Annotated in this window: 17 protein-coding genes; 16 read left to right on the top strand and 1 reads right to left on the bottom strand. The window is 32.1% G+C overall.

Annotated features, from left to right (window positions below):
• Nucleotides 1-6 precede the first annotated feature (6 nt).
• From AAH949_RS07040 to AAH949_RS06990, 11 genes are all read left to right on the top strand, one after another.
• The gene (locus AAH949_RS07040) at nt 7-231 is read left to right on the top strand and encodes a DNA-directed RNA polymerase subunit omega (RefSeq protein WP_134238152.1); all 225 of its coding nucleotides are present in this window, start codon (nt 7-9) and stop codon (nt 229-231) included.
• Nucleotides 215-2,407 carry a bifunctional (p)ppGpp synthetase/guanosine-3',5'-bis(diphosphate) 3'-pyrophosphohydrolase gene (locus AAH949_RS07035; RefSeq protein ID WP_134238151.1) on the top strand — a complete coding sequence of 731 codons (2,193 nt, stop codon included), beginning with the start codon at nt 215-217 and terminating at the stop codon, nt 2,405-2,407. Before AAH949_RS07040 ends, AAH949_RS07035 begins: the two co-directional genes overlap by 17 nt.
• 10 nt (nt 2,408-2,417) lie before the next feature.
• A complete protein-coding gene (gene tyrS / locus AAH949_RS07030; protein WP_348518336.1) occupies nt 2,418-3,620 on the top strand; it encodes a tyrosine--tRNA ligase in 1,203 nt (400 codons plus the stop codon).
• Nucleotides 3,620-4,717, top strand: a complete 1,098-nt coding sequence (locus tag AAH949_RS07025; protein WP_134238149.1) for a nitronate monooxygenase family protein — start codon at nt 3,620-3,622, stop codon at nt 4,715-4,717. Before tyrS ends, AAH949_RS07025 begins: the two co-directional genes overlap by 1 nt.
• The gene (locus tag AAH949_RS07020) at nt 4,701-6,632 is read left to right on the top strand and encodes an N-acetylmuramoyl-L-alanine amidase (protein WP_348518335.1); all 1,932 of its coding nucleotides are present in this window, start codon (nt 4,701-4,703) and stop codon (nt 6,630-6,632) included. Before AAH949_RS07025 ends, AAH949_RS07020 begins: the two co-directional genes overlap by 17 nt.
• Nucleotides 6,632-8,467, top strand: a complete 1,836-nt coding sequence (mnmC, locus tag AAH949_RS07015; protein WP_348518334.1) for a bifunctional tRNA (5-methylaminomethyl-2-thiouridine)(34)-methyltransferase MnmD/FAD-dependent 5-carboxymethylaminomethyl-2-thiouridine(34) oxidoreductase MnmC — start codon at nt 6,632-6,634, stop codon at nt 8,465-8,467. The genes AAH949_RS07020 and mnmC overlap by 1 nt, the downstream gene beginning before the upstream one ends.
• A 317-nt stretch (nt 8,468-8,784) precedes the next feature.
• Entirely contained in the window at nt 8,785-8,970 is a 186-nt protein-coding gene (locus AAH949_RS07010) for a hypothetical protein (protein WP_348518333.1), read from the top strand.
• 186 nt (nt 8,971-9,156) lie between these two features.
• A complete protein-coding gene (locus tag AAH949_RS07005) occupies nt 9,157-10,296 on the top strand; it encodes a hydrogenase small subunit (protein ID WP_134238146.1) in 1,140 nt (379 codons plus the stop codon).
• A 2-nt stretch (nt 10,297-10,298) separates the two neighbouring features.
• Nucleotides 10,299-12,014, top strand: coding sequence for a nickel-dependent hydrogenase large subunit (locus AAH949_RS07000; RefSeq protein ID WP_348518332.1), 1,716 nt, complete (start codon nt 10,299-10,301; stop codon nt 12,012-12,014).
• An 11-nt stretch (nt 12,015-12,025) separates the two neighbouring features.
• Complete coding sequence (cybH, locus tag AAH949_RS06995; RefSeq protein ID WP_134238144.1) at nt 12,026-12,721, top strand: Ni/Fe-hydrogenase, b-type cytochrome subunit; 696 nt, start codon at nt 12,026-12,028, stop codon at nt 12,719-12,721.
• A complete protein-coding gene (locus AAH949_RS06990) occupies nt 12,718-13,254 on the top strand; it encodes a HyaD/HybD family hydrogenase maturation endopeptidase (RefSeq protein WP_134238143.1) in 537 nt (178 codons plus the stop codon). Before cybH ends, AAH949_RS06990 begins: the two co-directional genes overlap by 4 nt.
• Here the strand turns inward: AAH949_RS06990 and AAH949_RS06985 are convergent.
• Nucleotides 13,225-13,596, bottom strand: a complete 372-nt coding sequence (locus tag AAH949_RS06985) for a hypothetical protein (protein ID WP_134238142.1) — start codon at nt 13,594-13,596, stop codon at nt 13,225-13,227. The genes AAH949_RS06990 and AAH949_RS06985 overlap by 30 nt on opposite strands.
• A 170-nt stretch (nt 13,597-13,766) precedes the next feature.
• On the opposite strand from AAH949_RS06985, the gene AAH949_RS06980 reads away from it, so the two are divergent.
• Genes AAH949_RS06980 through AAH949_RS06960 form a run of 5 tightly spaced genes read left to right on the top strand, consistent with a single transcriptional unit; the run spans nt 13,767 to nt 17,628 of the window.
• On the top strand, nt 13,767-13,967 hold the full coding sequence (locus tag AAH949_RS06980; protein ID WP_208335055.1) for a major outer membrane protein: 201 nt from the start codon (nt 13,767-13,769) through the stop codon (nt 13,965-13,967).
• 59 nt (nt 13,968-14,026) lie between these two features.
• On the top strand, nt 14,027-14,461 hold the full coding sequence (locus tag AAH949_RS06975; RefSeq protein ID WP_134238140.1) for a c-type cytochrome: 435 nt from the start codon (nt 14,027-14,029) through the stop codon (nt 14,459-14,461).
• Between the two features lie 23 nt (nt 14,462-14,484).
• Entirely contained in the window at nt 14,485-15,600 is a 1,116-nt protein-coding gene (locus AAH949_RS06970; RefSeq protein WP_134238139.1) for an ABC transporter substrate-binding protein, read from the top strand.
• Between the two features lie 20 nt (nt 15,601-15,620).
• Nucleotides 15,621-16,724, top strand: coding sequence for an ABC transporter substrate-binding protein (locus AAH949_RS06965; RefSeq protein ID WP_348519150.1), 1,104 nt, complete (start codon nt 15,621-15,623; stop codon nt 16,722-16,724).
• A gap of 7 nt (nt 16,725-16,731) precedes the next feature.
• Entirely contained in the window at nt 16,732-17,628 is an 897-nt protein-coding gene (locus AAH949_RS06960) for a branched-chain amino acid ABC transporter permease (RefSeq protein ID WP_134238137.1), read from the top strand.
• Nucleotide 17,629: the final 1 nt, after the last annotated feature.

Below are 17,629 nucleotides of genomic sequence, written 5' to 3'. Positions count from 1 at the left end.
AAACAAATGGAAAACAGAATAGAAGAAGTAGCAGCTAAAGCGCTTAAAAAAATGAATGATGACAGATACAAACTTTCTTTAGTGGTGGCTAAAAGAGCTGAAGAATTAGCTAATGGCGCTTTGCCTTTGGTGGATTTGGATAAAAATAAATATAAATTTTCAGATATCGCACTTTATGAAATTGCAGAAGAAAAAATCGTTTTAGAGGGATTCGTTGAAACCAATCGATGAAGAGTTATTGCTTGAAAAACTCATTGAAGATATAAAATTTTGTAAAGATGTAAATTCGGCTAAAGAATTATTATTCAGTCTTTGCAAACCAAGCCCCATTCTTGAAAAAGCGGTGACATTTTGTATTACTCAGCATGAAGGGCAGAAAAGAAAAAGTGGAGAGCCTTACGCGGTTCATCCTATGCTTGTGGCTTGTTTGGTTGCATTTTTAAGTTCAAATGAGGATATGATAGCAGCATCTTTGCTTCATGATGTGGTTGAAGATACTCATTGCGAAGAGAAAGATTTAATCAGAGAATTTGGTGCTGGAATTTCGCGTTTGGTTAATGGTCTTACTAAAATTGTAGAAATTAGAGAAGACAACTTAATCAGTTCAAAGTCCAATCAAAATTTAACAAAATCAGCCCTAACTTTCCGCAATATGCTTCTTGCTAGCATTGAAGATGTAGGTGTTTTGGTTGTAAAGCTTTGCGATAGACTCCATAATATGCTTACTCTTGATGCCTTAAGAGATGATAAGAAAAGACGTATTAGCGAAGAAACTTTAGTTGTTTATGCGCCTATTGCTCATAGACTAGGAATTTCAAGCATTAAAAATTATTTAGAAGATTTAAGTTTTAAGTATTTAATGCCGGATGAATTTACGCAAATCAATAATTATATTAATTCAAATGATCAATATATGCAATTAGGGCTTAATGATTTTATTTCTAAAATCGAGCTTTTATTTCTTAAAAATGGTTTTAGACAAGGAAGTTTTGAAATTCACAAACGTATCAAGCACAATTATTCTGTATATCTTAAAATGCAAAGAAAGGGCATTAGTATAGAAGAAGTTTTAGATTTGCTTGGTGTTAGAATTATGGTAGAAACGGTTTCTGATTGTTATTTGGCTTTGGGAATTTTACATACAAATTTTAATCCTTTAATCTCGCGTTTTAAAGATTATATTGCTTTACCTAAACAAAATGGCTATCAAACCATACACACGACTTTATTTGATGCAAAAAATATTATCGAAGCTCAAATTCGCACTTTTGATATGCATAAAATTGCAGAATTTGGAGTGGCAGCTCATTGGAAATACAAAGAAGGTGGTAATGCCGTAAGTACGCCAAAACTTGATTGGTTGGCTGATATTTCGATGCAAAGCAATATCGAAGGCACGGAAGATTATAGCGCGGTAGAATTATATGAGTATGCAAAAGATAGTTTGTATATAGAAGATATCGCAGTTTATTCGCCTAAAGGTGAAATTTTTACCTTGCCTCGTGGTGCTACTGTGCTTGATTTTGCCTATGAGGTGCATACTAAAATAGGTCTGCATGCTAAAAGCGCTTATGTGAACCGTGTTAAAGTTCCGCTTCTAACAGAGCTTAAAAATGGGGATATAGTGCGTATTGTTACCGCTAGTGAGAGATTTTATCGTTGTTCTTGGATAGATAGTGTCAAAACAGGAAAAGCAAGGGCAAGCATTCGTGCATTTTGTAAGCAAAAATTAAGAGAAATTCATTTACAAACTTCTTTAAATATCCTTTCTTCGGTGTTTAGTGTCAAAAATGATAAAATCCTAAAATGGATAGAAAAAGAAAATTTAAGCAAAAAAATCAGACAAGTTCCTAATGATAGTGTGTATTTTAAAGATGTGGTTAATACGCTGAAAAAATACGCCAAAAAATCTTATTGGTTTGACAAGTATGAGTTAAAAGAGCAAAAAATTGGCAATATCATTGTATATTCAAATCACAAAATAGCCAATGTGGAATTTGATTATTGTTGTCATCCAAAACGAGGTGATGCAATTATGGGTTTTATAGAATCAGGTAATGTTGTCGTTCATCATAAGCTTTGTGATAAGGCTGATAAATTGCTAGAAAAGCAAAAAGATATGGTTTTTATTAAGTGGGATGCCAATGTTCCAAAAAGTTATAAGGTAATATTTTCTTTGGAAAATAAAAAAGGGACTTTAGCAGACTTTTTAACCACGCTATCAAAAATGCAGATTAATATACTCACTATTAATCTTTCAAGAGAGCCTAATTCTGTTGTGGATTATTTTGAAATTAATATAGAAATTCCTGATGATATTGTCGTTGAAAATGTTAAAGATAGACTCAAAACGCGTTATAAAATTTTAGATTTTACATCTTTAAATGATGCGTATAAAACCAATTAGAAAGGTAAATATGGATTTAAAAAATATTATTGCTGATATAAAAAGAGGGGTTGCTGAAATCATAGATGAGGAAAAATTAGAAGCTTTGATTAAAAATTATTACGAAAAAGGTGAAAATTTTTACATTAAAGCAGGATTTGATCCTACGGCTCCTGATTTGCATTTGGGACATAGTGTGGTTTTAAATAAAATGGCTTTACTTCAAAAACATGGCGGACTTGTTTATTTTTTGATTGGAGATTTTACAGGACAAATTGGCGATCCTAGCGGAAAAAATGCAACAAGAAAAAAATTAAGCAAAGAAGAAGTTTTGAAAAACGCAAAAACCTACGAAGAGCAAGTATTTAAAATTCTTGATAAGGAAAAAACTTTTATTAAGTTTAATTCTGAGTGGCTGAATAGCTTGGGCGCTGCTGGTGTAGTTGAATTGACTTCAACTTTTAGCGTGGCAAGAATGCTAGAGCGTGATGATTTTACAAAGCGTTTTAGAGAGCAAAGCCCTATATCAATATGTGAATTTTTATATCCTTTGCTTCAAGGTTATGATAGTGTAGCTTTAAAAAGCGATATAGAAATGGGCGGAACAGATCAAAAATTTAATCTTTTAATGGGAAGAACTTTGCAAAGAATTTATAACACAGGAAAAGAGCAAGCGGTTATGATGATGCCTTTGCTTGAAGGCTTAGACGGTGTTAATAAAATGAGTAAAAGTTTAAATAATTACATAGGTGTTACAGAAAAAGCTAATGATATGTATGCTAAAATATTAAGCATTAGTGATGAGTTGATGCTAAGGTATTACGAGCTTTTAAGTTTTAAAAGCACCAAAGAACTTGAGCAAATCAAGCAAGATTTAAAGCAAGGCACACTTCATCCTAAAAAAGCAAAAGAGAATTTAGCATTAGAAATTACGCAAAGATTTCATTCTGTGGCTTTAGCCAATGAAGCTAAGGCGGAATTTGACAAGGTACATAGTGCTAATGAATTGCCAAGTCAGATGGAAGAATTTAGCGTTAATGGCACTATTTGGCTTGCAAAAGCTTTGGTTGAATGCGGTTTGGAAAACTCTACTTCATCAGCAAGGAGAAGTATAGGTGCAAATGCTGTGAGTGTAAATTCTCAAAAAGTAAAAGATGAACAAATGCAATTAACTCAAGGGGAATATATTCTCCAAGTAGGTAAAAGAAAATTTGCAAAACTAAGGGTGATATAATGGATTTAAAACCTCTACAAATAGGTAAGCATACGATAAAATATCCCATTATCCAAGGTGGAATGGGTTTGGGAATCAGTTGGGATAGGCTTGCTTCTGCTGTATCTTCAAATGGTGGTTTGGGTGTTATTTCTTCGGTAGGAACAGGTTATTATGAAAATTTAAAATATGTCAGCAAGGAATTTAACGCTAAGCCCTATGGAAGCAATAATTTTTACTCACGAGAAGGCTTACACGCTTTAATTAATAACGCAAGAAAAGTATGTGGCGATGCTCCTTTGGGTTGCAATATTTTATGTGCGAGCAATGATTATGCTAGAATTGCCCGTGATGCTTGTGAAGTGGGATTTAATGTCATTATTTCAGGAGCTGGACTTCCGACAAATTTACCAGAATTTACTGCAGATTTTCCTGATGTTGCTTTAGTTCCAATTGTTTCTTCAGCAAAGGCTTTAAAAATCATTTGCAAAAGATGGCAAGGGCGCTATAATCGCTTGCCTGATGCTGTTGTTGTTGAAGGTCCTAAAAGTGGCGGACATCAAGGATTTACTTATGAGCAGTGTTTAGATCCAAATTATCAACTTGAAAATTTAATCACCCCTATAGCTTTAGAAGCTAAAGAATGGGGAAATTTTCCTATTATTGCAGCAGGTGGAGTTTGGGATAAAAATGATATAGAAAAAATGATTTCTTTAGGTGCAAGTGGTGTTCAAATGGGAACGAGATTTATAGGAACTTTTGAATGTGATGCAAGTGATGATTTTAAAAATGTTTTACTTGAATGCAAACAAGATGATATTGAGCTGATTAAATCTCCGGTTGGATATCCTGCAAGGGGCATTAGAACCAATTTGTTAAATTTAGTAGATAAAAGAATGGGACCAAAAATTAATTGTGTTAGCAACTGTGTTTCCCCTTGTCAAAGAGGAAAAGAGGCGACAAAGGTGGGTTATTGCATTGCTGATAGGCTTTTTGATGCTTGGTCTGGAAGAAAAGAAACAGGTTTATTTTTCACAGGTGCAAATGGCTATCGTTTAAATAAACTTATTAGCGTAAAAGAATTAATTCACAAATTAGTCAATGGTGAAGATGCTTAAATTTATTTTTTTATTTTTTATTTTTTTAACTCAGTGTTTTGGAGCTTTTGAGGCTCAACTTCAAAAATTTGATAAAGAGTTTTCAAATTCCAAAACAGAAACACAAATTAAATATCACCATCATTTAAAAAGCTTGTATATCCAAAGTATTATTGATGAGGATGAAAAGAGTAAAAATGAAATTTTAAAACGCTTGGTCATTAGCTCCAAAACCTTAAACTTTGATAGTACGCCTTATATTCAAGAACTAAAAGATTCTGGTGTTGACACTAAAGAATTAGAAAATTCGTTATCTTTGAAAAAAAATGATGATAAAAAGCAAGAGCTTTCTACTTTTAATACTCAAGCTAAAGAAGTAATAAGTGCTGGTCAAAATCAAAAATTATTTATTTTAAAATCATTTCCATTTCAAAATGGGATAGAACTTCTTTTAAGCCAAAAATTAGAAATTAAAGATTTGAAAAATCTTGTTTTAAAAGAGAAAGATAATTTTCGCTATATTATAGACTTTAATGCTGTTTTAGAGGGGAATCGAACGATTTATGAATTTAATAATGGAGTAAAAATCACTCTGTCACAATACGATCCACAAACCGCTCGTATTGTTTTAAATTCTAAAGAAGAATTGGAATGTGCGGTAGGTTTTGAAGATTTAAAAATGCGTTTTGCATTTAAAAAGAATGAAAAACAAGAAAACGTCAAAGTTCAAGAGTCTAAACCAATAAAAGAAAAAAAGGAAAATACTAAAACTCAAGAACCTAAGCAAATTCAAGAAAATAAACCCATAAATAATAAAAAGCAAGAAAAAACAAACACAAGTGTTAAAAAAGAAAATGATGAGAAAAAAACTAAAAATTCGGAAAATACACAACAAAAAGAAAGGAAATTAGAAATACTTAGCGTTAAAAAAACGCAAAATGCTATTATTTTAGAATTTAATGAAAAAATCTCAAAAGAGGATATCTCAAGTTTTACAATGAAGGATAAAAATACTTTTCGTTATGTTTGGGATATCAAGGCTACGCTAAAAGGAAAAAGAAAAAATTTTACTTTAAATAAAAGCGATAGTATAACTGTAGCGCAATTTAATCCAAGCACAGTAAGAGTGGTTTTAAATTCTACTTTAAATCAAAAACCAAAAGAAAAATTAAACGATACAAATTTAGAATTAAGCTATGAGCTTGAAGAACAAAGCAGTAAAAATTTAGAACAAAAAACGACCGTGTCTAAGAATTTTAAAGCAAATAAAATTATAGTAATTGATGCAGGGCATGGCGGTAAGGATAGCGGAGCTTTGGGTAATCGTTTGCAAGAAAAAAATGTAGTATTAAATCTTTCCTTAAAAATTGGAGATGAGCTTAAAAAACGAGGCTATAAAGTTTTTTATACGCGAAATAAGGATAAATTTATTAATTTAAGAGATAGAACTAAATTTGCAAATGATAAAAATGCAGATTTGTTTATTTCAGTGCATGCAAATGCAGTGCCTAAAGAAAAAGCAAAAAGCACTCAAGGTTTTGAAACATTTTTCTTAAGTCCGGCCAGAAGCGAAAGAAGTAAAAAAGCTGCAGAGCTTGAAAATCAATCTGATGTCGAAGAAATGAATTATTTTTCCAAGCAAACTTTTTTAAATTTTTTAAATCGTGAAAAAATTATTGCATCAAATAAGCTTGCTATAGATATCCAAAAAGGGGCTTTAAAATCTATAAGAACAAAATATAAAGTCAGTGATGGCGGAGTGAGAGAAGCACCATTTTGGGTTTTAGTCGGTGCTCAAATGCCTGCTGTGTTGATAGAAATTGGCTATATTACTCATCCTGATGAAGGAAAAAGAATTGCAAATAAAAATTTCCAAAATTCCTTAGCAGATGGTATCGCAGATGGCGTAGAAAATTATTTTCGCAATAACTACTAATGCAAAAAGCTCGTTTGATTTTTAAGGATAATACTCCTTTTTCTTTAGATTTTGATGATTTTTATTTTAATTCCAAAGATGGAGTAAATGAGAGTAAATTTGTATACACGCAAGCCTTTGAATTTACAGAAGATGAAAATTTTATTATCGCTGAACTAGGTTTTGGCATAGGTTTGAATTTTTTTCTAAGCTTAAAACGCTTTTTAAATTCCACTAAACGCCCTAAAAGATTGTTTTATGTAAGTTTGGAAAATTTTTATATTGATAAAGAGCTTTTAAGAGAATGCTATAAAAGATTAAATCTTTATGAAGAATTTAAAGAGCTTTTGGAGCTGTTTTTAGAGTTTTATCCTAAAAATAAAGAAGGATATTATCGTTTTTATTTCAAGGATTGTTTTTTAGATCTTGTATTTAAAGATGCTGTATTTTCTTTAAAAGAGCTTGATTTTAAAGCTGATGTTTGGTTTTTAGACGGTTTTTCTCCAAGCAAGAATAAAACAATGTTTGATGAAGAAATCATTAAAGAAATCGCAAGGCTTTCTAAGATAAATACCCAAATTCTTACCTTTTCTGCATCAAGTTTTTTGCAAAAAAATCTTAAAAAATATAATTTTGAAGTGCAAAAAGTTAAAGGCTTCAAAAAAAGAGAAATGATTAAAGCGTGTTTTAAGGGCTTTGAATTTGAATGCAAAGAAGCTTATTTTTCACGCGTTAAAAAAGATTTTAAAGGTAAAAAACTTGCTATAATTGGTGCTGGAATCAGTGCCGCAAGTCTTGCTTATGAACTTTCGCTAAGGGGTTTTGAGATAGAAATTTTTGAAAAAAACACAAAGCTTTTTGAAAATGCAAGCACAAATGCAAGCGGAATTTTAAGTTCTCTTATTTTAAAGCCTGAGGTTGTTTTGGGGGAATTATCTCAAAATGCTTTTATTGAAGCGAGTAGATTTTATCAGCAAATTTTGGGTTTTAAGCCCCAAGGTGTTTATGAATTTGCTTACAATGAACTGATGCAAACGCGTTTTGATTTACAAAAAGATAATGTTTTGTTTCAAATTTGTGATAATAGAGCTTTTTTGGAAGATGGCGGTGTTATCGAACCAAAAACGATTGTAAGTGAGCTTTTAAGACTTAGTGGTGCTAAAATACACTTTGGTTATGAATTTATGCATTTTACAAAAGATGATAATAAATTTTCCTTGCATTTTAATACGCAAAATAGCAAAAGCGGCTTTGATATACTCATTTATGCTAGCGGTGCGGATACTAAAAAAATACTTTCTTATGAAGCGATGAATTTAAGTAAAGTTCGCGGGCAAGTCACGCTTTTAAAGCCTTTTTTAGATACAAAATTTGCCTTATCTTCAAAAGCTTATATTACGCCTATAAAAAATGATTTGCAATTAATTGGCGCGACTTATGATAGGCTAAATGAGGATATAAATCCTACGCAAAAAGATAATGAGGAAAATATCCAAAATATCAAGGAATTTTTACAAGGCAATGAAAAGCTTGTCGTGCAAGGTGCTAAGGTTGCTTTTAGATCTTATTCAAGCGATAGATTTGCCATTATTGGTCCAGCTTATGATGAGGAGTTTTATAAAAAATCTTATAAGGCTTTATTATGGACTAAAGATAAGCCACAAATTTTGCCACAAAATATTGAGAATTTATATCTTGATTTTGCCCATGGTTCAAGAGGATTTAGCACAGCAATTTTAGGTGCAAGATACATTTGTGCTTTGATTTGTAATGAGCCTTTAGGCTTATTTAAAAGTTTTACTCATGCTATTCATCCTGCTAGATTTTTAATACGAAAGCTTAAAAAGGGTTTGTGAGCTTTTATAAAATATTTTCTATACGGAATAATTTTTGCTTGCGATGGCAATGTAAGTCATTAGCTGTTTTGCAAAATAGGCATTAATAAAAGGTAAATTCCATGAAAATTACAAATCATTCTTATGCAGCTTTATATGCACAAAATAATTTTTATGCAAGTAAAAATGCCGAAACAAAAGTGTTCTTGATAATGCTTTAGATAAGGCGGAGAAAGAATTATCCACAGAAGAATATGTGAATTTAGTTGGCTTTGTTTGGGAAAGTCAGTTTATTATAAATTTTAGAAAAAATGGAGATGTTCGCATTAAAGATTATAATGATAAATTGGTTAATTCTAGCGTTATTGAGCAAAAAAAAGAGTATCAATGATATGATTGATATTCTAAAATCTAATTCTATTCAAAAAGGCTTATTTATGGGACAAGCTGAAAGTGAGGCACATTTTAGGGCGAGGAAAAACAAGGCTATTGATTATTTAAGTGAATTACTAAAAGATATATAAGCTTAGTGTTCTTGTGTCAAGACTTTTCACCTTAAGATATTTGTTGAATTTTGTTTAATCTATTAACTATATGAATGCTTACTAACTCTTTTATATTTATCAAAACAATTCTTTATTTTTAAACTTAAATTAACTTAAAATGTCTTATCATATTGTTTGAGTATTTTAAGTCAAAAAGGAATAATTATGCTAGACTTTCATCATCTACAAACTCGTCTTAATGAGTTGGAAAAACTTCCTTCTTTAAAAAACGATTCTTCCATTACACAAGCCTTAGAAAAATCAGGTTTTACAAGAAGAGATTTTATGAAATGGGCAGGAGCTATGACGGCATTTTTGGCTTTGCCGGCAAGTTTAACTCCTATGGTAGCAAAAGCCGCGGAATTAGCCGATAGACTTCCGGTGGTTTGGCTTCATATGGCTGAATGCACGGGCTGTAGTGAAAGTTTGCTAAGAAGCGATACACCAACGATTGATAGTTTAATTTTTGATTATATTTCTTTAGAATATCATGAAACTATTATGGCTGCTGCGGGTTGGCAAGCTGAAGAAAATTTAGAAAGTGCTATTGAAAAATATAAAAACAAATACATTTTAATGGTTGAAGGCGGTATTCCTATGGGTGATACTGAACATTTTTTAACCATAGGACCACATGGAAAGACAGGCTATGAGCTTTCAAAAATGGCAAGTGAGAATGCTTTGGCTATTTTTGCTATAGGGACCTGTTCTAGTTTTGGTGGAATTCAAGCTGCAAGACCAAATCCAAGCAATGCTCAGCCTTTAAGTAAGGTAACAAGCAAGACTGTGATTAATGTTCCAGGTTGTCCGCCAAGTGAAAAAAATATAGTCGGAAATGTTTTGCATTATCTTCTTTTTGGTGAGTTGCCGGCACTTGATGTTTATAATAGACCAAAATGGGCTTATGGTTTAAGAATTCATGATCTTTGCGAAAGACGCGGACATTTTGATGCGGGTGAATTTGTGCAAAGCTTTGGCGATGAAGGCGCAAAAAATGGTTATTGTCTTTATAAAGTGGGTTGCAAAGGACCTTATACTTTTAACAACTGTTCTAGAGAAAGATTTAATCAGCACACTTCTTGGCCTATCCAAGCAGGACATGGTTGTATAGGTTGCTCTGAGCCAAATTTTTGGGATACTATGGGACCATTTGAAGAACCAATGGCAAGCCATAAATTTGATACGGTTTTTGGACTTGGTGCTGATAGCGTGTCAGATAAAATCGGCATAGGTGTTTTAACACTTACTGGTGTTGCGATTGCAGCACATGCAGTTATTGCTTCTATGAAAAAAAATGAGGAATAAAAATGAGTCAAAGAATAATAGTAGATCCAATTACAAGAATTGAAGGACATCTAAGAGTTGAGGTTGTTGTTGATGAAAACAATGTGGTTAAAGAAGCTTATGCAGGTTCTACTTTGTGGCGTGGAATAGAAACCATTGTAAAAGGTCGTGATCCAAGAGATGCGGGTTTTATGACTCAAAGAATTTGTGGAGTTTGTACTTTTTCACATTATAAAGCAGGTATTGTTGCGGTTGAAAATGCTTTAGGTATCACTCCGCCACTTAATGCGCTTTTAACTAGAACTTTGATGAATGCAGCGCTTTTCTTGCATGATCATATCGTGCATTTTTATCAACTTCACGGACTTGATTGGGCTGATGTTGTGAGCGCTTTGAGTGCCGATGTTAAAAAAGCAAGCGATGAAGCTTTTAAATACACTCCAAATCCTTATGCCACAGGTGCAGACAAATTGCTTGAAGTGCAGCAAAGACTTAAAGCTTTTGTAGATAAAGGAAATTTAGGACCTTTTGCTAATGCTTACTATGGACATCCAACTTATCGTTTAACTCCAGAGCAAAATTTAATTGTTCTTTCGCATTATTTAGAATGTTTAAGAATTCAAAGAATTATTGCACAATGTATGGCAATTTTTGGGGCTAAAAACCCTCATCCTCAAAGCTTAACCGTTGGTGGTGTAACTTGTGTTATGGATCTTTTAAGTCCTTCAAGAATGGGCGAATATATGGAAAAATTTAAAGAAGTGCAAGATTTTGTTAATCGTGCTTATTATCCTGATCTTGTAATGGCTGGAAAAGCTTATGCTAACGAAGCTAGTGTTTTAAATGATATTGGGGTAAATAATCTTTATACTTTCCAAGAGTTTCAGCTCGGCAAAAATGAGTGGTTGTTTGAAAGTGGAATCATTAAAAATGGCGATATAAGCAAAGTTTATGAAGTAGAAGAGGATAAAATCACTGAAGAAGCAACACATTCTTGGTATAAAGATAATGAGGCACTTCATCCATATGATGGCAAGACAAATCCAAATTATACAGGACTTGTAGAGGGCGAGAGTATCGATCATCATGGTAAAAATGTAACTTCAAAAGTGTTTGATACCAAAGGAAAATACAGCTGGATTAAAGCTCCTCGTTATGAAGGAAATCCTATGCAGGTTGGCCCATTAGCAAATATAGTGGTAAATTATGCTAAGGGCAATAAAAATGTTATTCCTGTGGTCGATGAGTTCTTAAAAGAAACGGGTTTGCCATTAAATGCAGTATTTAGTACGCTTGGAAGAACTGCCGCGCGTTGTATAGAGGCAAAAATCGTTGCAAACAATGCTTTAAGAGCGTTTAATAATTTGGTAGAAAATTTGAAAGTCGATGAAAGCACTTGTGCTCCTTATGTGATTGATAATACCAAAGAATACAAAGGTCGTTATATGGGACATGTGCCTCGTGGAACGCTAAGTCATTGGTGTAGAATTAAAAATGGTGTGATTGAAAATTGGCAAGCTGTAGTGCCTTCTACTTGGAATGCAAGCCCAAAAGATGCTAACGGTATAGGTGGAAGTTATGAGCAGTGTTTGATAGGACTTAAGATCGCTGATGTAAAACAACCACTTGAAATCATTAGAAAAATTCACTCTTATGATCCTTGTATTGCTTGCGCGGTACATGTAATGGATACTAAGGGAAATAATCTAAGCGAATACAAAGTAAATGTAAATTTATAAAAGGAGCTTTTATGCAAAACCAAGAAGAAAAATTGCAAAGAAAAGCTGAATATGAATTTAGCATAGGTTTACGTTTAACGCATTGGATAAGAGCGGTTGCTATTGTTATTTTGGTAGGAACTGGTTTTTATTTATCTTATGTTTTTCAAAGTCCTATTAGCAATGGTGAGCCTGTTAATTTTATGCAGGCAAAATACCGTTTAGCCCATCAAGTGGCAGGTTTTGTACTCATTGCTTGTGTTATTTTTAAAATTTATCTTTTCTTTTTTGATAAATTAAGTCATAAAGAGCGTGTAAGCGTGCGAGATATTTTCAGTCCAAAATTATGGATAGAACAAATTAAATTTTATTTATTTTTGGGAAAACATCCACATTTAAAAGGGGTTTATAATCCTTTGCAATTTGTAACTTATTTTTTCTTTTATATCATTATAATGGGCATTATTGTTACGGGGCTTATTTTATACACCCATGTTTATCATGAGGGCTTGGGCGGATTTTTATATGGCATCTTAAGACCTATTGAAGCAATGATGGGTGGTTTGGCTGAAGTTAGGACTTTGCATAGGATATTGATGTGGATTATTATTATTTTTGTATTTGTGCATATTTATATGGCAATTTTTAATGCCATAAAAGGAAGAAATGGTGCACTTGATGCCATTGTTAGTGGATATAAATTCGAGAAAAAAGAAGAGAAAAATTGAAATTTCTTGTATTGGGTATAGGGAATATTATGTTTGCAGATGAAGGCTTAGGTGTTCATCTTTGCAAGCTTTTGGAAAAAAACTATAAATTCACTCACAAAACTCATATTTTAGATTTTGTTGATGGTGGAACTTTAGCTTTGCAATTAAGCTATATTATCGCAGAGTATGATAAGATGATAGTGCTTGATTGTATTGATGCTGACGATGGTAAGATTGGCGATGTATTTTTCTTTCCTTATGATGCGATGCCTAAAAAAATTAATTGGAGCGGAAGTGCTCATGAGGTGGAAATGCTTCAAACCTTGCAATATGTGGAGCTTATGGGAGACTTACCTCAAACACAAATTTTAGCTTGTATTCCAAAACGCATAGAAGCAATGAGTTTTACATTGTCAAAAGAAATTGTTACTGCGAGTAAAATTATGGAGAAAACCTTTCTTGATTATATAAAAAAAGAAGGTTTTGATTATGACAAAATAGCCAACCACTCTTTAGAAGAATTAGCTGAAATTTCGTATAAAAGTTTTTAAAATCACACCATCTACGCCAAGTTCATAAAATTCTTCTAAATTTTTAAAATCATCAACTAAAAATAAAATTTTACTATCAAAAAGATAAAATTCGGCTACTTTAACGGCAAATTTGGCTAGATTTTTATCTTTAAAAATTAGAAATTTGGCACCCAAGGCATTGGCGAGAAAAATTTCATTTTTATTTTCTATAAATATTGCAAATTCTTTGTGATTTGTTTTTAATTTTTGTATTAATTTTTCATTGTATTTTATGCAAAAAATTTCATCAGTATTTTTTGTAAATTCTTTAACAAAAGTAAAATTTTTACTTTCTACGAGCTTGTGTCCTAAAATCAGCATTTTTAACCTTTTTGTGTAATACTTAAAAATATCTAATTGTATCAAAATCAACTTTAAGCAATATCAAAATACACGCTTAAAGAAAAACAAGATGAAAATTTATTTTCAAATATCAAGTTAATATTTCTTTTGGTATAATCTTTGAAGTTTAAAAATATAAGGAGAAAATGATGAAAAGAATCATTTTGTGCACCATCTCTATTTTTATATTAAGCACTTTTGCACATGCTACCCCTTTAGATGATGTGTTTGAAGATGTAGAAGTTTCGGGAACTATTCGTTATCGCTATGAAAATCAAAGAGTTAAGGGAAATTTAAAGCAAAATAATAAGAAATCTAATCGTGCTACTACAAATATCACTATTAAATAAAAGATAGAAATTGTTATCATTTTTTTATATAATTGCGTTTATTTTATAAAAGGTTTTTTATGTTTCGTATATTGTTTATACTCATTATTTGTTTTACTTTTGGTTTTGGGATTAGTTTAAAATCTCTATTTTCTTATACTTTTGATGGTGCTAGTTATGATATGGCTAAGGCAAAGGAATTGTATTTTGAAAAAAAATGCCATATTTGTCATGGCGATAATGGGGAAAAAATTGTTGCTGGTTCAAGAATACTTCGCAATATGGAGCCTGCTGATATTAAATCAGCATTGATTGATTATACGACTAATGCAAGTGGAGAACAGTCTGCTACAAGAATTCAAATGCTACCTTATGCAAATTCTTTAAGTCATGATGAGATGAATTATATTATTGCTTATTTAAAGGGTGGGAATTTTGCTATAGAGATGCAAGCAAAAGACTTGCTTGAAGAAGAGCCTGAGAAAAAAACAAAACACGGAACTTTTATTAAATGATTAATTTTAATTAAGGAGATTTTATGAAAAAAAGAAGTTTGTTATTAGGTGCTTTACTTTTGGCTAATTTAGCTTATGGTAAAGAAGTTAATTTAGGTATTGTATTGCCTTTAACAGGATCTTTAGCGGCTTATGGACAGGATGTTTATACAGGTATTGAGCTTGCCAATAAACTTAATCCTACTTTGGACAATGGAGATAAAGTAAAATTGGTAGTTGTAGATACTAAAGGGGATAAAATTGAAACTTCAACTGCGACTACAAGACTTATTTCTCAAGATAAGGTTGTAGGACTTATTGGAGAGGCTGTTACTCCAAATACCATGCAAGTTATTTCTATTGCTGAAGATAAAAAAGTTCCAGTTATTGCCCCAGTAGCTTCAGGAGATAAGCTTTTAGATAAAAAAACTTATGCAAGTCGTGTGTGTTTTATGGATAGTTTTCAAGGAGATAAATTTGCTACTTATGCCTATAAAGACTTAGGTTTGCAAAGTGTTGTTGTGATTGTAGATCAAAGCAATGTTTATTCTTTAGGACTTGCAAAGGCTTTTGAAAAAGAATTTAAGGCTAAAGGCGGAAAGGTTATTAAAAAGCTTACCATTTCTTCAGGGGATAAAGATTTTAAAGCTATTGCTTCGCAGCTTAAAAGTTTAAATCCTGATTTTGTTTATATGCCAATTTATCATCCAGAAGCTGCTTTGATTGCAAGACAAGCAAGACAAACAGGTTTTGATAAATTATTTTCTGCAGGAGATGGGGTAAATAATCAAACTTTTATCGATCTTGGTGGTGATGCTGTTAATGGTGTGGTTTTTACTGATAGCTTTGATTATAATAACCCAAGCACAAATTTGGGACGCAAATTTATTAGTGCTTATGAAAAAGAAAAAAATAGCAAAGCTTTACCTGCATTTTCAGCAATGGGTGCAGATGCTTATTATGTAATGCTTAATGCTATGAATCAATGCAAAGATAATCTTACTCCAGCTTGTGTCAATGATAAAATTCATCAAACCAATAATTATGAAGGAGTTGGTGGTATCATAAGCATTGATAAAAGCGGAAATGCTTCAAGATCAGTAGTGATAAAAGAAATTAAAAATCAACAACAAGTTTATAAAACAACAATCAATCCTTAAGGAGTTTAAAAGTGAAAAAAATTGGTTTAATTATCCTTTGTGCTTTAACTCTAAGCTTGCAAGCTAAAGAAATTAATATAGGTATAGTAATGCCCTTAACTGGTGCTACAGCAGCTTATGGACAAAGTGCGCTTGATGGGATAAAAATTGCAAATTCTATGCAAAATACTCTTAAAAACGGAGATAAAATCAATCTCGTCGTTGTAGATACTAAAGGGGATAAAATAGAATCTTCTACTGCGGCCACTAGACTTGTTTCTCAAGATAAAGTTATAGGTCTTATTGGCGAAATGGTAACGGCTAATACCTTGCAAGTAATGAGAGTAGCAGAAGAGAATAAAATACCCGTAATTGCTCCGGCTGCAACTGGGGATAAATTACTTAATAAAAAGAATTATTCTAGTCGTGTATGTTTTATGGATAGCTTTCAAGGTTCATCTTTGGCAAAATATGTTTTTTCTAAACTTCATTATAAAAATGCTGTTATTGTAATGGATCAAACGACAGATTATTCTTTAGGACTTGCAAAGGCTTTTGAAAAAGAATTTATAGCCAATGGCGGTAAAATTTTGGCTAAGTTGCGTGTGAGCTCGGGAGATAAAGATTATAAAGCCATTATTTCTCAAATTCAAAAACTAAATCCTGAATTTGTATATTTGCCAATTTATTATAATGAAGCCTCATTGTTTGTGCGCCAAGCTCAAAACGCACGACTTAAATTGCCTATGGGTTCAGCTGATGGCGTAGCAGATGAGACTTTTGTTAAACTTGCACAAGATGCAAGCGAAGGTTATATTTTTACTGATAGTTTTGATTATAACAACCCTCCTACTAAGCTTAGTAAAGAATTTATCGGTGCTTATTCGAAAGTTAAAGGTTCTAAAGAAGTGCCTAATTTTTCAGCAATGGGTGCAGATGCATATTTTGTAATGTTTGATGCAATGAATCGTTGTATTGATAATCTCACTCCAGCTTGTGTCAATGATAAAATTCATCAAACCAATAATTATGAAGGTGTAAGCGGAGTTATAAGCATTGATAAAAGTGGCAATGCGACTAGATCAGTAGTAGTAAAAGAAATTAAAAATCAAAAACAAAGTTATAAAGATTTAATTAACCCTTAGGAAAAAAATGGATTCTACTTTATTAATTCAACAACTTATTAATGGTTTTAGTCTTGGCAGTATGTATGCACTTATTGCCATAGGTTATACAATGGTTTATGGTGTTTTAAGACTTATAAATTTTGCACATGGCGATATTATGATGGTGGGTGCATATGCTGCACTTTTTTGCGTGACTTCTATGGGAGTCCCTTTTTTAGGGGCCTTATCTTTGGCGATGATTTTTGCAGCTTGTGTGGGTATAGCTATTGATAAAATTGCCTATAAACCCTTAAGAAAAGCTCCTCGGATTTCTTTGCTTATTACAGCTATTGGTATTAGTTATTTGATACAAAATCTTTTCAATATGTTTTTTGGTTCTACACCAAGATTTTTTGAAGTTCCTGAATACCTTCAAGAGGTGATAAATTTTGGTAGTATTAGTATGAGCGTGATTAATATAGTAATACCAATTTTAACTTTATTAATTTTACTTATTGTGCTTTTTATACTTTATAAAAGCAAGTATGGTATTGCCATTAGAGCTTTAGCTTTTGATATACATACTGTAAATTTAATGGGAATTGATGCAAATAAAATTATTGCTATTGTATTTGCTTTGGGTTCTGCTTTGGCTGCAGTTGGCGGTGTTTTTTGGGCAAGTAGTTATCCTTCCGTTGATCCTACTATGGGAACTTTAATAGGACTTAAAGCTTTTGCAGCTGCGGTTTTAGGAGGTATTGGGTCGGTTGTAGGTGCGGTTTTAGGCGGATTAATCATTGGTTTTACCGAAGTTGTTTTCGTGGCTTTAATTCCAGAAATGGCAGGATTTAAAGATGCTTTCGCTTTTATTTTCTTGGTATTTATTTTACTCTTTAAACCCACAGGAATTTTGGGTATTAATTTTGAAAAAAGTAGGTTTTAAA

The sequence above is a fragment of the Campylobacter sp. CCS1377 genome (genome assembly GCF_040008265.1).
Lineage (GTDB): Bacteria > Campylobacterota > Campylobacteria > Campylobacterales > Campylobacteraceae > Campylobacter_D.
Note: the sequence above shows the minus strand (reverse complement) of the source record. Positions and strands in the feature narration are given on the sequence as shown.

Bases quoted from the DNA above. Each gene is read 5' to 3' on its own strand.
- AAH949_RS07040 (WP_134238152.1), top strand. From the start codon at position 7: ATGGAAAACAGAATAGAAGAAGTAGCAGCTAAAGCGCTTAAAAAAATG.
- tyrS (WP_348518336.1), top strand. From the start codon at position 2,418: ATGGATTTAAAAAATATTATTGCTGATATAAAAAGAGGGGTTGCTGAA.
- AAH949_RS07025 (WP_134238149.1), top strand. From the start codon at position 3,620: ATGGATTTAAAACCTCTACAAATAGGTAAGCATACGATAAAATATCCC.
- AAH949_RS07020 (WP_348518335.1), top strand. From the start codon at position 4,701: ATGGTGAAGATGCTTAAATTTATTTTTTTATTTTTTATTTTTTTAACT.
- mnmC (WP_348518334.1), top strand. From the start codon at position 6,632: ATGCAAAAAGCTCGTTTGATTTTTAAGGATAATACTCCTTTTTCTTTA.
- AAH949_RS07010 (WP_348518333.1), top strand. From the start codon at position 8,785: ATGATAAATTGGTTAATTCTAGCGTTATTGAGCAAAAAAAAGAGTATC.
- AAH949_RS07005 (WP_134238146.1), top strand. From the start codon at position 9,157: ATGCTAGACTTTCATCATCTACAAACTCGTCTTAATGAGTTGGAAAAA.
- AAH949_RS07000 (WP_348518332.1), top strand. From the start codon at position 10,299: ATGAGTCAAAGAATAATAGTAGATCCAATTACAAGAATTGAAGGACAT.
- cybH (WP_134238144.1), top strand. From the start codon at position 12,026: ATGCAAAACCAAGAAGAAAAATTGCAAAGAAAAGCTGAATATGAATTT.
- AAH949_RS06985 (WP_134238142.1), bottom strand. From the start codon at position 13,596: ATGCTGATTTTAGGACACAAGCTCGTAGAAAGTAAAAATTTTACTTTT.
- AAH949_RS06980 (WP_208335055.1), top strand. From the start codon at position 13,767: ATGAAAAGAATCATTTTGTGCACCATCTCTATTTTTATATTAAGCACT.
- AAH949_RS06975 (WP_134238140.1), top strand. From the start codon at position 14,027: ATGTTTCGTATATTGTTTATACTCATTATTTGTTTTACTTTTGGTTTT.
- AAH949_RS06970 (WP_134238139.1), top strand. From the start codon at position 14,485: ATGAAAAAAAGAAGTTTGTTATTAGGTGCTTTACTTTTGGCTAATTTA.
- AAH949_RS06960 (WP_134238137.1), top strand. From the start codon at position 16,732: ATGGATTCTACTTTATTAATTCAACAACTTATTAATGGTTTTAGTCTT.